20 protein-coding genes and 1 pseudogene are annotated in these 20,780 nt (G+C 64.7%); 11 read left to right on the top strand and 10 right to left on the bottom strand.

The window, feature by feature from the left end:
* Positions 1 to 54 precede the first annotated feature (54 nt).
* The 3 genes from ehuB to MAXJ12_RS17215 all read right to left on the bottom strand — a co-directional run bounded on the left by ehuB (position 55) and on the right by MAXJ12_RS17215 (position 2,355).
* Entirely contained in the window at positions 55 to 915 is an 861-nt protein-coding gene (ehuB, locus tag MAXJ12_RS17205) for an ectoine/hydroxyectoine ABC transporter substrate-binding protein EhuB (RefSeq protein WP_040586611.1), read from the bottom strand.
* A gap of 64 nt (positions 916 to 979) precedes the next feature.
* Complete coding sequence (gene ehuA / locus MAXJ12_RS17210; RefSeq protein ID WP_008837206.1) at positions 980 to 1,765, bottom strand: ectoine/hydroxyectoine ABC transporter ATP-binding protein EhuA; 786 nt, start codon at positions 1,763 to 1,765, stop codon at positions 980 to 982.
* Between the two features lie 83 nt (positions 1,766 to 1,848).
* Positions 1,849 to 2,355 carry an Lrp/AsnC family transcriptional regulator gene (locus MAXJ12_RS17215; protein WP_040586613.1) on the bottom strand — a complete coding sequence of 169 codons (507 nt, stop codon included), beginning with the start codon at positions 2,353 to 2,355 and terminating at the stop codon, positions 1,849 to 1,851.
* Positions 2,356 to 2,437: 82 nt separating this feature from the next.
* Between MAXJ12_RS17215 and ehuR the strand changes: the two genes are divergently transcribed.
* From ehuR to MAXJ12_RS17245, 6 genes are all read left to right on the top strand, one after another.
* On the top strand, positions 2,438 to 3,823 hold the full coding sequence (gene ehuR, locus MAXJ12_RS17220) for a MocR-like ectoine utilization transcription factor EhuR (protein ID WP_008837208.1): 1,386 nt from the start codon (positions 2,438 to 2,440) through the stop codon (positions 3,821 to 3,823).
* Between the two features lie 217 nt (positions 3,824 to 4,040).
* Entirely contained in the window at positions 4,041 to 4,283 is a 243-nt protein-coding gene (locus MAXJ12_RS17225; protein ID WP_008837209.1) for a type II toxin-antitoxin system Phd/YefM family antitoxin, read from the top strand.
* 1 nt (position 4,284) lies between these two features.
* A complete protein-coding gene (locus MAXJ12_RS17230) occupies positions 4,285 to 4,707 on the top strand; it encodes a type II toxin-antitoxin system VapC family toxin (protein ID WP_040586593.1) in 423 nt (140 codons plus the stop codon).
* 142 nt (positions 4,708 to 4,849) lie between these two features.
* Positions 4,850 to 6,343: an NAD-dependent succinate-semialdehyde dehydrogenase gene (locus MAXJ12_RS17235; RefSeq protein WP_008837211.1), complete on the top strand. Its 1,494-nt coding sequence runs from the start codon at positions 4,850 to 4,852 to the stop codon at positions 6,341 to 6,343.
* A 217-nt stretch (positions 6,344 to 6,560) separates the two neighbouring features.
* Entirely contained in the window at positions 6,561 to 7,940 is a 1,380-nt protein-coding gene (locus MAXJ12_RS17240; protein ID WP_008837212.1) for an aspartate aminotransferase family protein, read from the top strand.
* A gap of 188 nt (positions 7,941 to 8,128) precedes the next feature.
* Complete coding sequence (locus MAXJ12_RS17245; protein WP_040586595.1) at positions 8,129 to 9,220, top strand: alcohol dehydrogenase family protein; 1,092 nt, start codon at positions 8,129 to 8,131, stop codon at positions 9,218 to 9,220.
* Positions 9,221 to 9,223: 3 nt separating this feature from the next.
* On the opposite strand, the gene MAXJ12_RS17250 is transcribed toward MAXJ12_RS17245, so the two are convergent.
* From MAXJ12_RS17250 to MAXJ12_RS17260, 3 genes are read right to left on the bottom strand one after another with little or no spacing between them, the layout of a single operon-like run.
* Complete coding sequence (locus MAXJ12_RS17250; protein ID WP_008837214.1) at positions 9,224 to 9,778, bottom strand: gluconokinase; 555 nt, start codon at positions 9,776 to 9,778, stop codon at positions 9,224 to 9,226.
* A gap of 8 nt (positions 9,779 to 9,786) precedes the next feature.
* A complete protein-coding gene (locus tag MAXJ12_RS17255) occupies positions 9,787 to 10,773 on the bottom strand; it encodes an ABC transporter permease (protein WP_008837215.1) in 987 nt (328 codons plus the stop codon).
* Complete coding sequence (locus MAXJ12_RS17260; RefSeq protein WP_008837216.1) at positions 10,770 to 11,750, bottom strand: ABC transporter permease; 981 nt, start codon at positions 11,748 to 11,750, stop codon at positions 10,770 to 10,772. The genes MAXJ12_RS17255 and MAXJ12_RS17260 overlap by 4 nt, the downstream gene beginning before the upstream one ends.
* Positions 11,751 to 11,863: 113 nt before the next feature.
* On the opposite strand from MAXJ12_RS17260, the gene MAXJ12_RS17265 reads away from it, so the two are divergent.
* Together MAXJ12_RS17265 and MAXJ12_RS17270 are read left to right on the top strand one after the other, a co-directional pair.
* Positions 11,864 to 12,136, top strand: a complete 273-nt coding sequence (locus MAXJ12_RS17265) for a BrnT family toxin (RefSeq protein ID WP_244421508.1) — start codon at positions 11,864 to 11,866, stop codon at positions 12,134 to 12,136.
* On the top strand, positions 12,096 to 12,383 hold the full coding sequence (locus MAXJ12_RS17270; RefSeq protein WP_008837218.1) for a BrnA antitoxin family protein: 288 nt from the start codon (positions 12,096 to 12,098) through the stop codon (positions 12,381 to 12,383). The genes MAXJ12_RS17265 and MAXJ12_RS17270 overlap by 41 nt, the downstream gene beginning before the upstream one ends.
* 4 nt (positions 12,384 to 12,387) lie before the next feature.
* Here MAXJ12_RS17270 and MAXJ12_RS17275 read toward each other — a convergent pair whose 3' ends face one another.
* The 4 genes from MAXJ12_RS17275 to MAXJ12_RS17290 form a co-directional block, all read right to left on the bottom strand.
* Positions 12,388 to 13,932 carry a sugar ABC transporter ATP-binding protein gene (locus MAXJ12_RS17275; RefSeq protein WP_008837219.1) on the bottom strand — a complete coding sequence of 515 codons (1,545 nt, stop codon included), beginning with the start codon at positions 13,930 to 13,932 and terminating at the stop codon, positions 12,388 to 12,390.
* Positions 13,933 to 14,125: 193 nt separating this feature from the next.
* A complete protein-coding gene (locus MAXJ12_RS17280) occupies positions 14,126 to 15,250 on the bottom strand; it encodes a sugar ABC transporter substrate-binding protein (protein WP_008837220.1) in 1,125 nt (374 codons plus the stop codon).
* A gap of 236 nt (positions 15,251 to 15,486) precedes the next feature.
* A complete protein-coding gene (gntR, locus tag MAXJ12_RS17285; RefSeq protein WP_193364358.1) occupies positions 15,487 to 16,554 on the bottom strand; it encodes an HTH-type transcriptional regulator GntR in 1,068 nt (355 codons plus the stop codon).
* Between the two features lie 84 nt (positions 16,555 to 16,638).
* On the bottom strand, positions 16,639 to 17,121 hold the full coding sequence (locus MAXJ12_RS17290) for an Lrp/AsnC family transcriptional regulator (protein ID WP_008837222.1): 483 nt from the start codon (positions 17,119 to 17,121) through the stop codon (positions 16,639 to 16,641).
* A 95-nt stretch (positions 17,122 to 17,216) separates the two neighbouring features.
* Between MAXJ12_RS17290 and MAXJ12_RS17295 the strand changes: the two genes are divergently transcribed.
* The 3 genes and pseudogenes from MAXJ12_RS17295 (at position 17,217) to ftsZ (ending at position 20,776) form a co-directional block, all read left to right on the top strand.
* Entirely contained in the window at positions 17,217 to 18,689 is a 1,473-nt protein-coding gene (locus MAXJ12_RS17295) for an aminotransferase class V-fold PLP-dependent enzyme (RefSeq protein WP_008837223.1), read from the top strand.
* Positions 18,690 to 18,709: 20 nt separating this feature from the next.
* Positions 18,710 to 19,582, top strand: a pseudogene (locus MAXJ12_RS17300) (MBL fold metallo-hydrolase); the annotation flags it as partial.
* 153 nt (positions 19,583 to 19,735) lie between these two features.
* Entirely contained in the window at positions 19,736 to 20,776 is a 1,041-nt protein-coding gene (gene ftsZ, locus MAXJ12_RS17305) for a cell division protein FtsZ (protein WP_008837225.1), read from the top strand.
* The last annotated feature ends 4 nt before the right edge of the window (positions 20,777 to 20,780 follow it).

The raw sequence follows: 20,780 nt of genomic DNA on the forward strand, positions 1-20,780 counted from the left end.
GCGGGAACCGACGAGAGTAGGCGCCGCCCCTCATCCAGCCCTTCGGAGCGGTTTTTACTGCGCCGCGCAGAGCTTTTCGCGCGAGGTCGACATCGCCGCCGCGGCCGAGAAGCCGTAGGGCTCGATGATCTTGGCGAACTCGCCCGATTCCTTCATCTTGGCGAGTTCCACGTCGTAGGCGTCGCGCAGGGCTTCGTCGCCCTTCCTGAAGGCGGCGCCATCGCAATAGACCGGCGCGCCCTGGACCGGGGCGACCACTTCGAGGTTCGGGTCGTTGGCCTTGCTGGCCAGATCGTTGATCGACAGGACCGGCAGCGAATAGACGTCGACGCGACCGTCCTGCAGCATCTTCAGGCCGCTCTGGCCGTCCGGCACGACGATTACCCGCTCGCGCGGCACGCCGGCTTCGAGCGCCAGCTTCTCCTCGGTGCCGCCGCCCGGCGCGCCAATCGTGCCCGTCGGATCCTTGGCGATGTCGGCGAAGCTCTGGAAGCCCTTCGGGTTGCCCTTCTTGAGCAGGAAGGCTTCAGCGTCGCACAGCACCGGCTCGGAATAGGCGACGGCGGCGCAACGCTCCGGCTTCATGAACAGGCCGGCGGTGACGACGTCGTGGCGTCCGGCCTGCAGGCCGGGGATCATCGCGCCATATTCCGAGATCGAGGCGACGATTTCCGGAACGCCGAGCTTCTGGAAAATCACGCGCGCCACATCAGGAGCGGCGCCCGAGACCTTGCCGTCGGCGCCGACCGCCGTGAAGGGCGGCTCGTTGGCGATGGCCACGCGGGCAAAACCCTGCGCCTTCAGTTCCTCGAGCTTGTTTTCGTCGGCAACGCTCGACCCGGATGCGACGAATGCCGCCAAGATGGCCGCGGCCGCCACGCCGGCGGTGCCGGCCAGAATTGCTATCTTTTTCACTGTTCCCAACTCCATGGTTTTCTTGTGGTTCACTGCTTGCGGCGAACTCGCCGCCCCATTGCGGTCAGACCCGATGTCCGGCCGCGATGATCTTTTTCAGGAAGGTCTGTGTGCGCTCCTGCTTCGGATGCCTGAATATGTCATCGGGCTTGCCCTCCTCGACGATCCTGCCGCGGTCGAAGAACAGGATCCGGTCGGCGAAATCGTGGGCGAAGCCCATCTCGTGGGTGACGAGCAGCATGGTCATGTCTGTTTCGTCCGCCAGCTTGCGCATGACGTTCAGCACTTCCTCGACCAGTTCCGGGTCGAGCGCCGAGGTCACCTCGTCGAACAGCATGATCTTGGGCGACAGCGCCAGAGCGCGGGCGATGGCGACACGCTGCTTTTGCCCCCCGGAAAGCTGCGCCGGCATGGCCTTTGCCTTGTCGGCCATGCCGACCATGTCGAGGAGTTCCATCGCCCGCTTCTCGGCCGCGGCGCGCGGCATGCCTTTGGTCAGCATCGGCGCCAGGGTGACGTTGTCGAGCACGCATTTGTGCGGAAACAGGTTGAAGAGCTGGAAAACCATGCCGATCTTCTGGCGCATCCTGGTCAGATGACGCTCATCCGCCGGCAGCAACTGGCCGTTGCGCTCCACGTGATAGAGCTGTTCGCCGTCGATTTGGATGTGGCCGTCGTCGATGAGCTCCAGCGTCATCAGGATGCGCAGGATGGTCGTCTTGCCAGATCCGGACGGGCCGATCAGCGCCAGTTTTTCGCCCGGCATCACTTCCATCGACAGGCCGTCCAGCACCTTGAAAGAGCCGAAGCTCTTGGAAATGCTATCTATTTTGATGATGGGCGCAGGCATGCGTTTCCCCGTCGGAGGGCCGATTGCCCCGACGATGGGGAAGTTACAAAATCATGTCAATTGCGAAAATAAAATCATGACAATTATTTAGCGAAACCGCCCCGATCCTGCCCGATCAGTTCCTCCACCGGCAGGGCCGTCTCCTCCTTCACCGTCTTGGTGACGATGTAAGTGAAGTAGCGGTCGATGCCGATCTCGCGCTCGAGCAGGCCGTCGACCAGCCGCTGATAGGCGTCGATGTCGCGCGCCATTACCTTCAGTACATAATCGACGCCGCCGCCGACCGACCAGCAGGCGACGATCTCGGGGATGTCGCGTATGGCGCGCTCGAAACGGTCGAAATCGGCCTGCCTGTGCGCGCCGAGCGTCACCTCCATCAGCACGGTGGCGACCGGCGCGATCTGGCGTATGGAGATCCTGGCGTGGTAGCCGCTGACGATACCGGCCTTTTCCAGTTTTCTGAGCCGCATCCAGCACGGCGTCGGCGACAGGCCGACGCGTTCGGCCAGCGCCAGCTTGGTGATGCGCCCGTCGCGCTGGATCGCGTCGAGGATGCGCAGGTCGATCGGGTCGAGCTTCATGCCGGACATGGACGGGAGAATTGTCATGCGCCAAGCATGATCCCGCATTTTTTCGATTGTCAATTGCACTGATTCTGATCTCTTATGAGTCATGACATTGTGGCGCCCCGATCCGGACCTCATCAGACGCCCCGCCTATCTCTCGCTCGCCGAGCAGATCGCGCGGGCGATCCATGACGGCCGGCTGGAAAGCGGCGCGCGGCTGCCGACCCACCGGCGCATGGCCGACGATCTGAAGCTGTCGGTGCAGACGGTCAGCCGCGCCTATGAGGAACTGATCCGGCGCGGGCTGATCTCCGGCGAGATCGGCCGCGGCAGCTTCGTGCAGACGCGCCGCCGCGAACCGGATCCGCCCTACCTGCCGGAGCGGCTGGGCGAGGTCATCGACCTCTCGATCCTGAAGCCGGTCTGCGAGCCGATGCATCTCGACAGGATAAAGCGGGCGCTGGGCTGGCTGGCGGAAAACCTGCCGGCGAGTTCGGCGCTGTCGTTCCGGCCGAATGTCGTTTTCCCGCGCCACAGGGCGGTGGCGGTGGAGTGGCTGAAGGCCTGCGGCTTGAGCATTTCGCCGCAGAACATCAGCCTCACCAACGGCGCCACGGCCGGCATGACGGTCGCCCTGATGAGCGTCGCTCCACCCGGCTCAACGGTGGCGACCGAGGCGATCGGCCATCATACGTTGATCCCGCTCGCCACCTATCTCGGCTTCAACCTAGAAGGGCTGGCGATCGACGACCAGGGCATGGTCCCCGAAGCGCTTGACGCGGCCTGCCGGGAATCGCCTATCCGCGCGGTTTTCCTGCAGCCTTCGGTCATCAATCCCACCGCGACCCTGATGAGCGCCGAACGGCGCGAGGCGATCGCGGCGGTGGCGCGCAAGCACGATCTGGCGATCATCGAAAACGACGTGCTCGGCCCGCTGGTCGAGAAGAGGCCGCCGCCGGTGGCGGCTTTTGCGCCGGAACGCACGCTCTACGTCACCAGCTTCACCAAGATCGTGCTTCCGGGCCTGCGCATCGGCTATCTCGCCGCGCCCGACCGTTATGTCGCGGCGGTCGCGAACCGCCATCTCGTCTCGAACTGGATGGCGACGCCGATAATGGCCGAAATCGCCACCAAATGGGTAGCGGACGGCACCGCCATGGAACTGGTCGAGTGGCAGCGCGAGGCGTTGAAACGTCGGCACGCCATCGCCGCCGAACTGTTTGCGAACGTGCCTTATCGCGCACACCGCGACGGCCTGCATGTCTGGCTGCCGCTGAGCGGCGAGCGCTCGGAAGAGGGTTTTGTCGCCCAGGCGAGGCTGCAGGGCGTGGCGATCGCGCCGGGCGCTTCGTTCAAAATTTCGCAGGACGAATGGCGGCCGGCGGTGCGCATCTCGCTCGGCTCGACGACGGAAGGCGAGCTTCGCGCCGGCCTCGGAGTGGTCGCGAAGCTGCTTCTCGGCGACCCGGAACACCTGCTTCTGGCGATCTGAATTCCCACCTGCGGGGATAAAATCGAGCGATCTTCAGAATCTGAAACGGATTTTCTCTCGTGATTTCAGCGCTGTAGCGCGAAATCAGGACAATTCGCTATGCGAAATTTGTTCACAATGCCCTTCGTCCTGCACTCTCAGGCCGAAATAGCTGAAAATTTGCGTTCCCTTGCGGCATATGCGATAAGTGACCAACTAAGTGGTCAGGAGCAATGTCATGACGACGATCAGCCTAGCCGAGGCAAAGGCCAAGCTCAGCGAACTCGTCGAACGCGCAGCGGCTGGCGAAACGGTAGAGATCACCAAGCGCGGCAAGCCGGTGGCTCGCATTGTCGCGCCGAGCCAGGAGCGAAAGCCAATCAGAGCCGCTGACTTGCGTTCCATTACCGAGAAGATGACGATGCAGAAAGAGTCGGCCGGCGATTTCATGCGCTGGTTGCGCGACACTGACCGTTACTAAATTGCTCTACATCGACACATCCCTATTGGTATCGTCGCTGACGAGGGAGCCCGACTCGCCGCGTATCCAGGTGTGGTTGGAACGCGAGACCGCCGACGGCGGGCTCATCAGTTGGCTTGTCGAGACCGAGTTCTCCGCCGCGCTTTCCGTAAAACTCCGCAGGGGCGACATCGACCGAGCCGGGCGTACCGCTGCGAGGCAAGGCTTCGTCGACCTCATCGCGGTGGCGCTGGCAAGTGTTCCTGTTGAGCGGCATCACTACCAATTGGCGGCGAATTTCGCCGATCGTCATTCGCTGGGACTCCGCGCGGCCGACGCCTTGCATCTCGCCATCGCGTATGACAACGGCGCCACACTTTGCACGCTCGACCGGCGATTGTCCGAAGCCGGTCCGGAAGTCGGTGTCGACACGATTCTTGTTTGATGGTTGAGAGTACCGACGTCAGGAATTCTCTTCCTCTCCGGACTGTATGAGAGAATCTCTCTTTACGCGCCCCCGCCAACAGCCTCTTTCTCCATTATTCCTTGCTAGATTCGGCCTTGATCCCAACCAGCGAGGCCCTTCCATGTCCGCGCATTTCGCACGATCGCACCGACCCGACGCTCTCGACCGGCTTTCCGACCGCCGGCTGCTGCGCGAACTCGCCTATGTCGACGGGCACTGGACGGCGGGCGAGGCCGGCCACGGCTTTGCCGTCACCGATCCTGCCAGCAGCGAAACCGTCGCCTGGGTGGCGTCGCTTGACGCCGGACAGACCTCGGCCGCGATAGACGCGGCGGCCATGGCCTTTCCGAAATGGAAGGCGCTGCTGCCGCAGCAGCGTTCGGCCGTGCTGCGAAAATGGTTCGAGCTGATCGTCGCCGCGAGGGAAGACCTGGCGCTGCTGATGACGCTGGAGCAGGGCAAGCCACTGGCGGAATCTCGCGGCGAGATCGATTACGCCGTCTCCTTCGTCGAATGGTATGCCGAGGAAGCGAAACGCCTCAATGCCGAGAGCGTGACCAGCCACCTTCCCGGCGCGGAAATGATGGTGCGGCGCGAGCCGCTTGGCGTCGTCGGCGTGGTGACGCCGTGGAATTTTCCCTCCGCCATGCTGACCCGCAAGGCCGCCGCGGCGCTGGCCGCCGGATGCACCATCGTCGCCCACCCCTCCTCCGAGACGCCGCTGTCGGCGCTGGCGCTGGCCGAACTGGGCGAGCGCGCCGGCCTGCCGGCGGGCGTGTTCAACATCGTCACTGGCGACGCCGCGACGATTGTCGGCAGAATGTGCGAGGACGCCCGCGTGCGCGCGCTCTCCTTCACCGGCTCGACCGAGATCGGCCGGCTGATCGCGGCGCAATGCGCGCCGACCATGAAGCGGCTGGTGATGGAGCTTGGCGGGCATGCGCCGCTCATAATTTTTGATGACGCCGATCTCGAGCGTGCGGTGAAGATCGCCGTCGACGCCAAATTCGCCACCTCCGGCCAGGATTGCCTCGCCGCCAACCGCATCTACGTGCAGCGCGGCATCTACGGCAAATTCTGCGAGGCCTATGCCAAGCGCATTGCCATGCTGAATGTCGGGCATGGTCTCATGGAAGACGCCGATATCGGCCCGCTGATGCACGAGCGCGCGGTCGTCAAAGTCGAGGAGCAGGTCGCCGACGCCATCGAGCGCGGCGCCCGGCTTGTTACCGGCGGCAAGCGGCATCCGGCCGGAAAGCTGTTCTTCCAGCCGACGCTGCTCGCCGATGTCGGCGACGATGCGCTGATCATGCGAGAGGAGACGTTCGGCCCTGTCGCGGCGGTGACGCCTTTTGACACGGAGGCGGAGGTTGTCGCCCGCGCCAACGACACCGAATACGGCCTCGTCGCCTACGTCGTGACCGAGAACGGCGCGCGCCAGTTGCGCATGGGCCGGGCGCTGGACTACGGCATGGTGGCGATCAACCGCGTGAAGATCACCGGCGCGCCGATCCCCTTCGGTGGGGTCAAGCAGTCCGGCATCGGCCGCGAAGGCTCGCGGCATGGGCTGGAGGCGTTTACCGATCTGAAGTATCTGTGCCTGGATGCGGCGTGAGATTGGCTGCTCTGCTGATGTATTCTTCCCGCTTCGCCCCCTCCACCACGCTTCGCGTGGTCCCCCTCCCCCGCTTCGCAGGTGAGGAACCGGCGTGGCCGCTGATCCTCCCCCGTTTGCAGGGGAGGGGGACCGCCGAGGGCGGTGGAGGGGGCGCTAGACATATACATCAGGGATGCTGAAGCGCCCTTCCCTACAATGAACTGGAGTACCTGACATGCTCGACCGCTCGAACGAACTTTCCGCCTGGGATCGCGATCACTTCTTCCATCCCTCGACCCATATGGGAACGCACGCGCGCGGGGAGTCGCCGACGCGGGTTATCGCGGGCGGCGAAGGCGTCTACATCACGGACACCAACGGCCGCACGAGTCTCGACGCCTTTGCCGGACTCTACTGCGTCAATGTCGGCTACGGCCGCCAGAAGATCGCCGACGCGATCGCCGAACAGGCGAAGAACCTCGCCTATTACCATGCCTATGTCGGCCACGGCACCGAAGCCTCGATCACGCTTTCCAAGATGATCATCGACCGCGCGCCGCAAGGCATGTCGAGGGTCTATTTCGGCCTGTCCGGCTCGGACGCCAACGAAACCAACATCAAGCTGATCTGGTACTACAACAACGTGCTCGGCCGGCCGGAGAAGAAGAAGATCATCTCGCGCTGGCGCGGCTATCACGGTTCGGGCGTGATGACCGGATCGCTGACCGGCCTCGACCTTTTCCACAACGCCTTCGACCTGCCGCGCGCGCCCATCCTGCACACCGAAGCGCCTTATTATTTCCGCCGCGCCGACCGCTCCATGAGCGAGGAGCAGTTTTCGCAGCATTGCGCGGACAAGCTCGAGGAGATGATCCTGGCTGAAGGACCGGAGACCGTCGCCGCCTTCATCGGCGAGCCGATCCTGGGCACCGGCGGCATCGTGCCGCCGCCCGCCGGCTATTGGGAAAAGATCCAGGCGGTGCTGAAGAAGTACGACGTGCTGCTGGTCGCCGACGAGGTCGTCACCGGCTTCGGCCGGCTCGGCACCATGTTCGGCTCCGACCATTACGGCATGAAGCCGGACCTGATCACCATCGCCAAGGGTCTGACCTCGGCCTACGCGCCGCTGTCGGGCGTCATCGTAGGCGAGAAGATGTGGCAGGGGCTGGTGCAGGGATCGGACCAACTCGGCTCGCTTGGCCATGGCTGGACCTATTCGGCGCATCCGATCTGCGTGGCGGCCGGCGTCGCCAATCTGGAACTGATCGACGAGATGGACCTGGTGAAGAACGCCGGCGAGACGGGGACGTACTTCCGCGCCGAGTTGCAGAAAGCCGTCGGCGGCCACAAGAATGTCGGCGAGGTCCGCGGCGACGGGCTGATGGCGGCGGTGGAATTCGTCGCCGACCGCGACGACCGCGTTTTCTTCGATCCATCGCAGAAGATCGGCCCACAGGTGGCGGCGGCGCTCGCCGAGCGCGGTGTCATCGGCCGCGCCATGCCGCAGGGCGATATTCTCGGCTTCGCTCCGCCGCTGTGCCTCACGAAGGAAGAGGCGGATGTGGTGGTCGCCAAGACTGCGGACGCGGTGAAGGCTGTGTTTGCGGGCGTCTAGTTCTGCCACGCCCCCTCTCCGTCTCGCTACGCTCGCCACCTCTCCCCCGCATAGCGGGGGCGAGGAACCGAACTCGCGACTGGCGCGTCGCTTCAGAACTCGGGTTCCTCGCCCCACGAAGTGGGGAGAGGTGTCGAGCGAAGCGAGACGGAGAGGGGTTTTGTTCTACAGACCAGAGTAAAAATATCATGCCACTCAACCCCTCCCTCCCCTCCACAATGGCCGCCATTCTCCTCACCGGGCATGGCGGGCTCGACAAACTTCAATACCGCACTGACGTCCCCGTCCCCTCGCCCGCCCCCGGCGAGGTGCTGGTCGAGGTGACCGCATGCGGCATGAACAACACCGACGTCTGGGTGCGACAGGGCGCGTATGGCACGGAAGAGGACGCGGCGGCGGTTTCGACCTGGCGGCGGCAGGGCAACACGCTGACTTTTCCGCGCATCCAGGGCGCCGATACGGTCGGCCGCATCGTCGCGGTCGGCGACGGCGTGCCGGAGAGCCGCATCGGCGAGCGGGTGATGGTCGATTTCTCGATCTACAACCGCGAGGACGATTCTCTCGCCGACATCGACTATATGGGCCACGGCCGCGACGGCGGTTACGCCGAATACCAGGCGCTGCCGGCCGAGAACGCGCATATCGTGCGCGCCGATCTCTCCGATGTCGAGCTCGCCACCTTCTGCTGCGCCTATTTGACCGGCGAGCAGATGCTGGAGCGCGCCGGCCTGAAGGCCGGAGAGCGCGTGCTGGTGACCGGCGCTTCGGGCGGCGTCGGTTCCGGCATCGTCCAGCTTGCCCGCGCGCGCGGCGCGATCCCCTATGCGATCGTCGGCCCCGGCAAGGAACAGGCGGTGAAGGATATCGGAGCGGAAGCGGTCATCACGCGCGGTGTCCCCGATCTTCTCGCGGCGGTGAACGAGGCGACGGCTGGACAAGCCATCGACGTGGTCGCAGATCTGGTCGGCGGCGCGATGTTCAACGATCTGCTGCGCATCCTGCGTCCCGAGGGGCGCTCCACGACGGCCGGCGCGATCGCCGGGCCGGTGGTGCAGCTCGATTTGCGGACGATGTACCTGAAGCAGCTGCAACTGCATGGGTCTTCGCAAGGCACTCGCGCGGACTTCCGCCGTATCGTCCGCTACATCGAGGAAGGCAAGATCAGGCCGCTGGTCGGCGGCGTCTATAGACTGTCGGAATTCCACCGCGCGCAGACGGATTTCATGGCCAAGGATTTTGTGGGCAAGCTTGTGGTGGTTCCCGATAGCAAGATGTCCTGACCGTCAGGCGGTTTTCGCGCGGATAAGGAATTCGGCGGCTGCCGCGACGAGTTCCGCCACGGGACGAGTGCCGTCGAGGTTCAGTGCGGCCTCGTCCCCTGCCGGCGGTTCGAGTGTGGCGAATTGGCTGTCGACCAGCGTGGCCGGCATGAAATGGCCCTTGCGGCGGCCGACGCGCTGCCTCGCCGTTTCCCGGTCGATCGCAAGATGGATGAAGACGAGGCCCGGGCAAATCCGCCGCAGGCGGTCGCGATAGGCCCGCTTCAGCGCCGAGCAGGCGGCGACGCCGCCGCTTCCGGCGCGCGCGGCTTCGCTCAATTGCGCGCCGACCGCGTCGAGCCAGCCCGCGCGATGCGCGTCGGTCAGCGGCTGGCCGCCGGCCATGCGCGCGACGTTTTCCGGTGGATGCAGCCCGTCGCCTTCGATGAAGCGGCAGCCCAGCGCTTCCGCGAGGCCAGAGCCGACCACCGACTTGCCGCAGCCGGCGACGCCCATCACCACGACGACCGGCACAAGGCCGGCCGAGCCCGCCTGGTCGGGTTCCGGCTTCATTTCCATAGTTGAACTCACCTGCTGGCCGGCGCGCGCCCGTAGAGCAGCAGCATGCCGATGATGACGACACCGTAGATCACCTGGCGTCCCGCTTCGGGCATCTGCATAACCGACAGGATCGACTGCAGCAAGGTGATGAGGATGACGCCGGCGACCGTGCCGAGGTAGGAGCCGCGGCCGCCCAGGATCGAGGTGCCGCCGAGCACGACGGCGGCGATGGCCGGCAGCAGGTAGGCGTCGCCCATGGCCTGCGCCGCCTTGGATGCGTATCCGGCAAGCAACACGCCGCCGAAGGCCGAGAGCCCGCCGGAGACGGCGAAGGCGATCATGACGATGCGCCGCGTGTCGACGCCGGAGAGATAAGCGGCGCGCTCGCGGTTGCCGATGGCGTAGACGGCGCGGCCGAATGTCGTGCGGGTCAGGACGAACACCATGGCCGCGCCGACGATGGCCCATACCACGACGGCGTTGGGCACGCCGGGCAAAAGGAAGCCGGTGGCGAGCCAGCGCATGGCCGCCGAGGCGGAATCCTGGGGCGAGAAGCCGCCCGTATGCACAACCATCAGCCCTTGCGCGACGGCGTTGGTGGCGAGCGTGATGATCATGGAGGGGATGCGCAGATAGGCGACGCCGATGCCGTTGACCAAGCCGATCAGGACGCCGCAGGCGATGCCGAACGGGATGGCCAGCACCATGCCGGCCGTGCCGTGCGCGGCCGCAGCGCAGGCCATCATCGCCCCGACCGCGACCACCCAGGGGACGGAAAGGTCGATCTGGCCGAGCAGGATGACGAGCATCATGCCCGATGCGATGACGCCGAGGAAGGAGGCCACCTTGAGCTGCTGCAGCAGATATTCCGGCGACAGGAAACTCGTCGAATAGAGGCTGCCGAAAATCAGCAGCAGGATGATGCAGGCAAAGGCGGTGGCGACCGCCGGGTCGGCGCGGCGCAGGAAGCCGGGCATATGGCTGGCGATGCGGGGTGTCGTCGTGTCGCTCACCCGAACCACCCCAGCCGGTTCTTGCCCCGGAACAGCGCGAATGCGCCCATGCTGACCGCCACGAGCAGCACCCCGCCCTGGAACAGCGGCTGCCACAGCGGATCGAAATCGAAGACGAACAGCAGATCGCCGATGGTGCGGAAGGCGAACGCCCCGAAGATCGCGCCGATGGCGCTGCCCTTGCCGCCGAACAGGGCTACGCCGCCGAGCACGACGGCGGCGATGGAAAACAGCGTATAGGCATTGCCGCTCGCAAGCGCCGCCTCGCCCGTATAGGTGAAGAAGGTCAGGAACAGGCCGCCGATCGAGGCGAGCAGGCCGCCAAGCGTGTAGGCGATGAATTTGGCGCGCCGGATCGGCACGCCCGACATATACGCTGCGACGTCGGAGGAGCCGGCGGCATAGGCGGCGCGGCCGGTCACGGAGCGCCTGAACGGGATCCAGACAACCAGAACCACGGCGACCAGTGTGACCAGGCTCGCCGGCACCACGCCGAAAAGGCGGCCGGTCAGCGCGTCGGCCAGATCCTCATTGACGGAACCGCCGGGAAACGGCCGCAGCATCAGCGCGATGCCGAAATAGACGGCGCCGGTGGCGATAGTGGTGACGATCGGCTGAAGCCTGCCGTAGATGACGATGGCGCCGTTGATGGCGCCGCAGAGTAGGCCGACGAGAAGCACCGCCGCGACGCCGAGAGCGGTTTCCATCGGCGTTCCGACGACCAGCCAAGAGGCCAGGCAGTTCGTCAGGATGAAGATCATCCCGACGGAAAGATCGATGCCTGCGGTGATGACCACCAGCGTCTGCGCCATCGCCACGAAGGCGAGCAGCACGCCCTTGTTGGAGGCGGTCTGGACCACATTGGCGGTCAGCCCGGCGGGATGGTTCGCGGTGTAGAGGATGAACATCGCGACGAAGATGCCGAACGCGAGCAGCGTGCCGCGCTGTTCCGCCGCCCAGTAGCGCCAATCCTTCATGCCGCCGTCTCCGCACAATGAAGCCGACCAGTCCTAAAAAAACTCTCGTAATTGGGATTTAATGGGGGTACAATAATTTTGTGGATAAGCCGCGTCGGTTCACTTTCGATCCGTTGAAGAACCGTCGCAACGTAGCGGAGCGCGGCATCGACTTTGTGCAGGCCAAGGGATTTGATTTTTCCACTGCGATCGTAGCGACGGACGACCGCAAGGACTACGGCGAAGTGCGCGAAGTTGCGGCCGGCTTTGTCGGGCAGCGCCTGCACATCATTGTCTTCACGATGAGAGGCGGTGTTTGCCACATCATCTCGCTTCGCAAAGCCAACAAACGAGAGATCAAAACCTATGTCCAAAAAACAACCGGACTGGAAAGAGGCGGCGCGTAAGGCGCTCGCAAACCTCGACGAAATAAGCGATGCCGAAGACGCATCGATAAGCGCTGATGCGTTGGCCGATCCGGACAACCCGCCGGCGGACGATCTCCTGCGCAGAAGAGGACGCCCTGTGAGCCCTAACCGCAAGCGCGCGATCAAGCTACGGATCGATCCGGATGTGATCGACCGATTCCGGCAAAGCGGGCCTGGATGGCAGAGCCGGATGAACGACGTGTTGCGCAAGGCGGTCGGGCTATAATTACTCATGCGCCCGCTCCCGCAGCCATGCCGACTTCTCCGCCCTTGATGTTGAGCGCGCTGGCGATCAGCGCCCGTTCGGTGATCTCCTCTCCGGCCAGTTCGCGCTTGATGGCTCCGTCATAGAGCACCAGCACGCGGTCGCAGCAGCCGATCAGTTCGTCATAGTCAGTGGAATAGAAGATGATCGCGGCGCCGGCATCGGCGAGCTGGCGCAGCAACTGGTAAAGTTCCTGCTTGGTGCCGACATCGATGCCGCGCGTCGGGTCGTTGAGCAGGATGATGCGCGGCTTGCGCATCAGCCATTTGGCGATCACCACCTTCTGCTGGTTGCCGCCCGAAAGCGCGCCGACGGGAATGTCGACGCCCGCCGTGCGGATGGCGAGCAGGCGGACCATCTCGTCGATCAGCCGTTGCTCGGCGGCGCGGTCGATCACGCCGCCGCTGGAGATGCGGTCGAGAGCGGCGAAGGAAAGGTTCTCGCGCACGGTCATCGGCAGCATCAGGCCTTCGGTCTTGCGGTCCTCCGGGATCAGCGCCATGCCGATGCCTTCGGCGCGGGCCGCTGCTGGACTGGCGATCGAGGCGGGCCGGCCGTCGACCAGTACCTCGCCCGAAACGCCGCGCAACACGCCGAACAGGGCCAAAAGCAGTTCGCGCTGCCCCTGCCCGTCCAGCCCGCCGAGGCCGATCACCTCGCCCGCCCGGACCGACAGCGATATGTTGCGCAGCCGGCCGTTCCAGCCGAGATTGCGGCATTCCAGCACCGGCGGAAGATCACTGGCGACAGCCGGCGGCTTGGGCGGAAAGATGTGGCTGTATTCGCGGCCGATCATCAGTTCGACGACTTCATTGTCGGACTTGCTGCCGGCCTTGTAGGTCGCGACGTTGCGGCCGTTGCGGAACACCGTGCACTCGTCGGCGAGTTCGGCGATCTCGTGCATGCGGTGCGAGATGTAGAGAAGGGCGAGACCTTCCGAGCGCAACCGCTTCAGCACGGCGAACACTTTCGAGACGTCCGCAGCCGTCAGCGCCGAGGTCGCTTCATCGAGGATCAGGATGCGCGGCTTGCGCGCCAGGGCCTTGGCGATTTCCACCATCTGCCGGCGCGAGAGCGGCAGGTCCTTGACCAGCGCCAGGGGATGGATGTCGGCCGCCCCCGCGCGCGCCAGCGCCTCCTCGGCGATCCTGCGCTGCGCCTTGCGGTCGATCATGCCGAACTTCTTCGGCGGATCGGAGATGACGATGTTGTCGGCGACGCTGAGATCGGGGATCAGCGACAGTTCCTGGAAGATGCAGACGATGCCGGCCTTGTTGGCTTCGGCCGGCGAGGCGAAGGAGACCTCGTGGCCGGCCATCGTCATGCGGCCCTCGTCCGGTGCGACGACGCCGGCCATGACCTTTATGAGCGTCGACTTGCCGGCGCCGTTCTCGCCCAGGATGGCGTGGATGCGGCCGGCATGGACCCGAATCTCCGCCTGCTCCAGCGCTCGAACGCCGCCATAGCGTTTCGAGACGCCTTCCATCTGGAAGAGGGATTCACCGCTCATAACGCCTGGCTCCGGTCTTGTGAGTGCGGCGCGCGACCTTGCCTTCTCCCCTTGTGGGAGAAGGTGGATCGGCGCGTAGCGCCGAGACGGATGAGGGGTGTTGGACGGATCGCCACGCTGGAATACCCCTCATCCGACCTCGCTCCGCTCGGCCACCTTCTCCCACAAGGGGAGAAGGCAGGACGGCGTCAGATTACTGGTTCGCTTCCGTCTGGCCCATGATCTCCTGCGCGGTGAAGTTGATGCCGCAGGTCGGGAAGGAATTGCCGACGAAGAAATTGTCGGACTGGTCGGGGAAGTAGTCCTCGTTCTCCTTGAAATTCGGATCCTCGACGATCGCCAGCGGCAGCTTGACCGACTGGGGAACGACATTGCCCTCAAGAGCCGCGATGGCGGTCTTGATGGCGACGGCTACCTGAGCCGGTCCGGTGCCGGCCGAGGAGCACTTCAGGCCGTCGGCCGAGAATTTGGCGCAGAATTTACGGAAGCCGTTCTCGGTCTCAGCGCCGATCGGCACCCAGGGGTGCTTGGCGTCGATCATCGCCTGCACCACGCCGGTGTCGCCGCCCTGCGCGGTGATGCCGTCGAAGGTCTTGTGCACGGCGATGGCGTCGGCGGTCGCCTTCTGGGCGGTCGGGTCGTCCCACTTGCCGAGAACCTCGACCACTTCCCATTTCTTGCCGGACGCTGCGAACGTCTCGTGGATGCCGTTGTGGCGGTCGGTGTCGACCGACGTGCCGGCGACGCCGCGCACTTCGAGCACCTTGCCGCCTTCCGGCAGGTGCTTGATCAGCCAGTCCGCCCACAGCACGCCGAGACCCTTCTGGTCGACATTGACGTTGATGGCGTCCTCGGTGTCGAGAATGTTGTCGAAGGCGACCAGGATGACGCCGGCTTCCTTTGCGCGCTTGATGACGGGCGCGAAGGCTGTCGGGTTCTGGGCATTGACGACGATCGCGTCATAGCCTGAGTCGATGAAGTTGTTGATCGCCGAGATCTGCGCCGGAACGTCCTCGCCGGTAGAGACGACCTTGAACTCCTTGAGCTTGGCCGCGACTTCCGGCTGCGCGGCGTAGGCCTTGGCGGTCTGGATCATCTGGATGCGCCAAGTGTTGGCGATGTAGCCGTTGGCGAGCGCGATCCGGAACGGACCTTCCTTCTTCGGGTATTTCAGAAATTTGGTGTCGGCGGACCACGGCGCAAAGCATTCCGGCTCGGCGGACGGGCCGCTTACGACTTCCGGCTCGGCCATGGCCGTCGTGTTCAACATGACGAGTGCGGTGGCGGCAACGATGCCGCCAAGAACGGTTCTGATCATCGATATTCCTCCCAAATGCTGTTCTGTTTGACTGTAGTCCCGTAGAATCTGGCCTCCTGCAGCGGCTGCGCTCCCATCCGGGAAGCTCTCCTCCAGCCGGCTGCGTTTGACCTGATTTATCCGACAATATCAATTTCACAAGCCGCGCGCCACAGTCAGAAGCGCGAGCTTGCAGCAATTATGGTAGCGCTACCATTTCGCGCTGTAAAGCGGCTTTCCGCGACGTAAGATTTCAGTCAGCGAGCCCGTTTCGTGCTTTCGCGCGGCATCAATTCGAAGCCGATATCGACCATCGGTTGCGGCGGCCTGTCGCCCGAAATCGCCGCCCGGGCCATGCTCACCGCCAGCCTGCCAATTTCGTAGCGATGCGTCCTGACGCTGGTAATCGAAGGAAATGCGGCTTCCATCATCTCGAGGTCGTTGAAGCCGGCAATGCCGACGGCTGAAGGCACGGCGAGCCCAGCGCCGTGGCATTCGAAGAGAACGCCGAGGGCGAGGTCGTCATTGTTGCAGAAGACGGCATCGAGCGCCGGCATCTTCGCCCGTGCCTCGCGAAACAGGTCGCGCCCGAGCGACACGCTCGAGGGCACGGTGGTGGTGGTGACGAGCCGCGGGTCGAATATGCCGGCGTCCTCCATCGCCGCCCTGTAGCCGGCCAGGCGGCGCTTCGAACGCGGGTCCATCCGAGCGCCGATGAAGCCGATATTGCGGTAGCCGGCTTCGGCCAGATGACGGGCCGCCGCCCGGCCGCCCTCGAAATGCGAAAACCCGACCATCATGTCCACGGGGTCGGGACCGGTCTCCATGATCTGGACGACCGGGCAGCCGGCGTTTTCCAGCAAAGCGCGGGCGGCCGGCGTCTGGTCGATGCCGGAGACGATCAGCGCGGACGGACGCTGGCTGAGGAACACCTGCAGCAGACGCTCCTCTTCCAGCCCCGAATAATGCGTATGACCGATCTGGACCTGAAGGTGGCTGTCGCCGAGCCCGTCATAGATGCCGCGCACCACTTCGGCGAAAACACTGTTGGTGAGCGACGGCACCAGCACGCCGATCACATCGGCGCGTGCGGAAGCGAGCGCGCGGGCGTTGCGGTCGGGTACGTAGCCCAGCTCCGCGACGGCGGCGGCGACCAGGCGGCGCAGTTCCGGCGAGACGCGTCCCGGCTCACGCAAAGCCCGCGAAACGGTGATGGCGCCGACGCCGGCGCGAAGCGCCACATCGGCAATTGTCGGGCGGCCGCCGCCACGGCGAGCACGCGGCTTCACCAGTTCTGCGTCGGGCCCGCTCTCATCCTGTGGCATGCCTACCCCGCGACTAGCCAGCCGAGCCTGACCGGCAAGAGCTATGGGGTCGCGCAGCGCCCGCGCCGTGTCAAGCCGCCTCACTCATCGCAGTCGGGTAAGGTCGGCTGCTCGGTTCTCGACGATGGCTTCCATCGAAAAGAAGCCGGTCACCGTGGCCAGGTCGAAATTGGTGATGAGCCGCTGATAAAAGGCGTCGTAGCCGGCCATGCCCCTGGTCACCACCTTGACGAGATAATCCCAATCGCCGCCGATCCGGTAGAAGTCGATGACTTCGGGCAGGCGTTCGACGTGTTTTCGGAAACTGTCGGCCCACTCCTTCGAGTGATGGCGGGTGCGGATCATCACGAAAACGGTGAGGTCGAGACCGAGCGCCGCCAGATCGATATTGGTGCGCGAGCCGAGGACGAGGCCGCTGGCTTTCAGCCGCTGCAGCCTGCGCCAGCAGGCGTTCTGGGACAGGCCGACGCGGTCCGCCAGATCCCGCTGCGAGAGGGTTGCGTCTTTTTGCAGGCAGGTCAGAATCTTCAGATCAAAGCTATCGATGTTTTCCATTTTTTCGATCATGTGACACAAGACATCCGCCAAGTCGCAGAATTTCGGTAAAGTTTCAACCCGCCTGCTGCGGTATTCTCACCGGCATAGTTCGCTGGAGGTTTGCCATGCCTACGATACGCCGCGAAACCGCCGCCGATCCGGGTTTGCTCCGGCAATTTCGGGTGGCGCTTTCTTCGGGCGACGTAATCGAACGACTGCGGGCCGGCCTGATCGGCAACGATGCCATGATCGACGGGCCGTTCGGGCTGAAGCCCCTTGTCTATGCCGACTACGTGGCCTCGGGCCGGGCGCTGATGCAGGTCGAGGAGTTCGTGCTGGCAAGGGTCCTGCCCTTCTACGCCAACAGCCATACCGAGGCGTCCTACTGCGGCGGCTTCATGACCAGGCTGCGGCGCGAGGCCCGCGCCGCGATCGGCGAGTGCTGCGGCGCAACGGACGAGCACGCCGTGATCTTCGCGGGATCGGGAGCGACGGCCGGCCTCAACCGGCTGGTCTCGCTGCTCGGCGTGACCGAAGCAGTGGCTTCCGGCAGGCTGGCCCGCATCATCATCGGCCCCTACGAGCATCATTCGAACATACTGCCCTGGCGCGAAAGCGGCGCGGAAGTGATCGAGATCGCCGAAGACCCGTCCGGCGGCCCGGATCTCGCGGCGCTCGGCGCGGCGTTGCGCGATGCCAGCGGCATCGACTGCGTGATCTGCGCCTTCTCCGCCGCATCCAACGTGACTGGCATCGTAACCGACGTCGCCGCGGTGACGCGCATGGTCAAGGCGGCGGGCGCCAGGATGGTCTGGGACTATGCGGGCGCAGGCCCCTACCTGCCCATATCCATGTCTCCCGCGGCGAACGCCGAGATCGACGCTATCGTGGTGTCGCCGCACAAATTCATCGGCGGTCCAGGAGCGTCGGGCGTTCTGATCGTGCGGCGCGACGCGGTGGCGGCGACGAAGCCGTCCTGGCCCGGCGGCGGGACGGTGCGGTTCGTCTCACCCACGGCCCATGATTACAGCGACAGAATCGAGGCGCGCGAGGAAGCCGGAACGCCCAATGTCGTCGGCGACATCCGCGCGGCTCTGGCTTTCCTGGTCAAGGACGCCATCGGCGCGGAGGCCATGCAAAACCGCAATGCCGACCTCACCCGGCGCGCGACGGCGGCATGGAGAGAGGTGGAGCAGATCGAACTGCTCGGCTGCCGGGCGGCGCCAAAACTGCCGATCTTTTCCTTCAGGGTGCGGGACGGGAATGGCGGCTATGTGCATCAGCAGTTGGTGACGCGCATGCTGAGCGATCGCTTCGGCATCCAGGCGCGGGGCGGCTGCGCATGCGCCGGCCCATACGTGCACCGCCTGCTTTCGATCGATGATGCGGAATCCGAGAGGATGCGGTGGGCGATCCTGGCCGGCGAGGAGATGGAGAAGCCGGGCTTCATCCGTCTCAATTTCAGCGTTCTCCTGCCCGACGACAAGGTGAAGTTCATCCTGGACGCCGTCGCCGAACTAGCCCGCGATGCGGGACAGTTCGTTCCGCGCTATGATGTCGACGCCGGCCGGGCGATCTTCTTTCCGCACGCGGCCTGACGGGGTGGAGATTCCAGATGCAAAGACCCGACGTCGCCGGCTTCTACGATCCCCGCACCTGCTCGATCCAGTACGTGGTCAGCGATCCGCGAACGCGCAAATGCGCTATTGTCGATCCCGTCCTCGACTTCGACGAGAAATCGGGTTCGACGGCGACGCACAATGCAGACCGGCTGCTCGACTTCGTGCGGTCACAGGATCTTGACCTGCAGTGGATCCTCGACACGCATCCGCATGCGGATCATTTCTCGGCGGCGAGCTATCTGAAGTCCAGAACCGGCGCCCCGACTGCCATCGGCGCGCGGATCGTCGACGTCCAGAAGCTCTGGGCGGGGATATACAACTGGCCGGAACTGCCCACCGACGGTTCGCAATGGGACCGGCTGTTCGCCAACGGCGAGACCTTCCGGATCGGCGACATCGACACGCGGGTTCTGCATTCGCCGGGCCATACGCTGGCCTCGATCACCTATGTCGCGGGCGATGCGGCCTTCGTGCATGACACGATTTTCATGCCGGACAGCGGGACCGCGCGCGCAGACTTTCCCGGCGGCAGCGCCAGGGCGCTGTGGGCGAGCATACAGGAAATCCTGGCGCTCGACGGCGAGACGCGGGTGTTCGTCGGCCATGATTACCCCGACGGGCGCGAGCCGCGCTGGGAAAGCACCGTCGCGGAAGAGAAGGAGCGAAACACGCACCTGACGCGCTACCCCAGCGAGGAGGCGTTCGTGGCGTTCCGCAACGAGCGCGACGGCACGCTGGCAATGCCGAAGCTGATCCTGCATGCGCTGCAGGTCAACATCAATGGCGGCCGCCTCCCCGAGCCGGAGGCGAACGGCAAGCGCTATCTCAAATTCCCGATCGACGCGCTCTCCGGCGCCGCCTGGGGCTGACAAGGGGCGCTCAACAAGCTGCGCGGCCCCCAATACTGAATCCGCTATCACGAAAAGGGCATGTTCGACCGACAGGTTCTTGTGCCGGCCCGCGCGATCTGATTCTCTTGGGTTACTCCGATTCGGGCCGGGGCACGCACAGGACCGGATGGCATGACGAACACCAACAAACCCGAATTCACCGAAATGAAGCCGAAGCTGACGGTCGTCGGGGTCGGCGGCGGGGGCGGCAACGCGGTCAACAACATGATCGCGGAACGCCTGGAAGGCACCGAGTTCGTGGTTGCGAACACCGACGCCCAGGCGCTCACAATGTCGAAGGCGCCGAGGCTGATCCAGCTGGGCTCGCTCGTGACCGAGGGACTGGGCGCCGGGTCGTTGCCGGAGATCGGCCAGGCAGCCGCCGAAGAATCGATCGACGAGATCATGGACCAGCTTTCGGGCACGCATATGTGCTTCGTGACTGCCGGCATGGGCGGCGGCACGGGTACGGGCGCGGCGCCGGTGATCGCGAAGGCGGCGCGGGAAGCCGGCATCCTGACGGTAGCCGTCGTCACCAAGCCCTTCGTGTTCGAAGGCAAGCGCCGCATGCAGATGGCCGAACAGGGCATCGAGCTTCTGCGCGAATACGCCGATACGGTCATCGTCATCCCGAACCAGAACCTGTTCAGGGTCGCGACCGCCAGCACGACCTTCGAGAACGCCTTCGCCATTGCCGACCGGGTTCTCTTTTCCGGCGTCAGCTGCATAACCAACCTGATCGTCAAGGAAGGCCTCATCAATCTCGATTTCGCGGATGTGCGGACCGTGATGAAGGACATGGGTCGGGCGATGATGGGCACCGGCATCGGCACCGGCGAGCACCGGGCGAAGAAGGCGGCGGAAGCCTCGATCGCAAATCCGCTGCTGGACGAAAAGTCGATGAAGGGCGCGCGAGGCGTCCTGGTGTCGATGTCGGGCGGCTCCGACATGACGCTGTTCGAGGTCGACGAGGCCGCCACGCGCATCCGCGAGGAGGTCGGCGACAATGCCGACATCATCATCGGCGCCATCTTCGACGACCAGCTCGAGGGGCAGTTCAAGGTGTCGGTGGTCGCCACCGGGCTGGAAGGAAGCGAAGCGGAGGACGGAGCCGAGATGATCCTCAGATCCGGCAACGGTTCGGCCGAGGTTGCCGGCTATACGCTCCAGTAGGCCG

The sequence above is a fragment of the Mesorhizobium alhagi CCNWXJ12-2 genome, from assembly GCF_000236565.1.
In the GTDB taxonomy this organism is placed as follows: domain Bacteria; phylum Pseudomonadota; class Alphaproteobacteria; order Rhizobiales; family Rhizobiaceae; genus Allomesorhizobium; species Allomesorhizobium alhagi.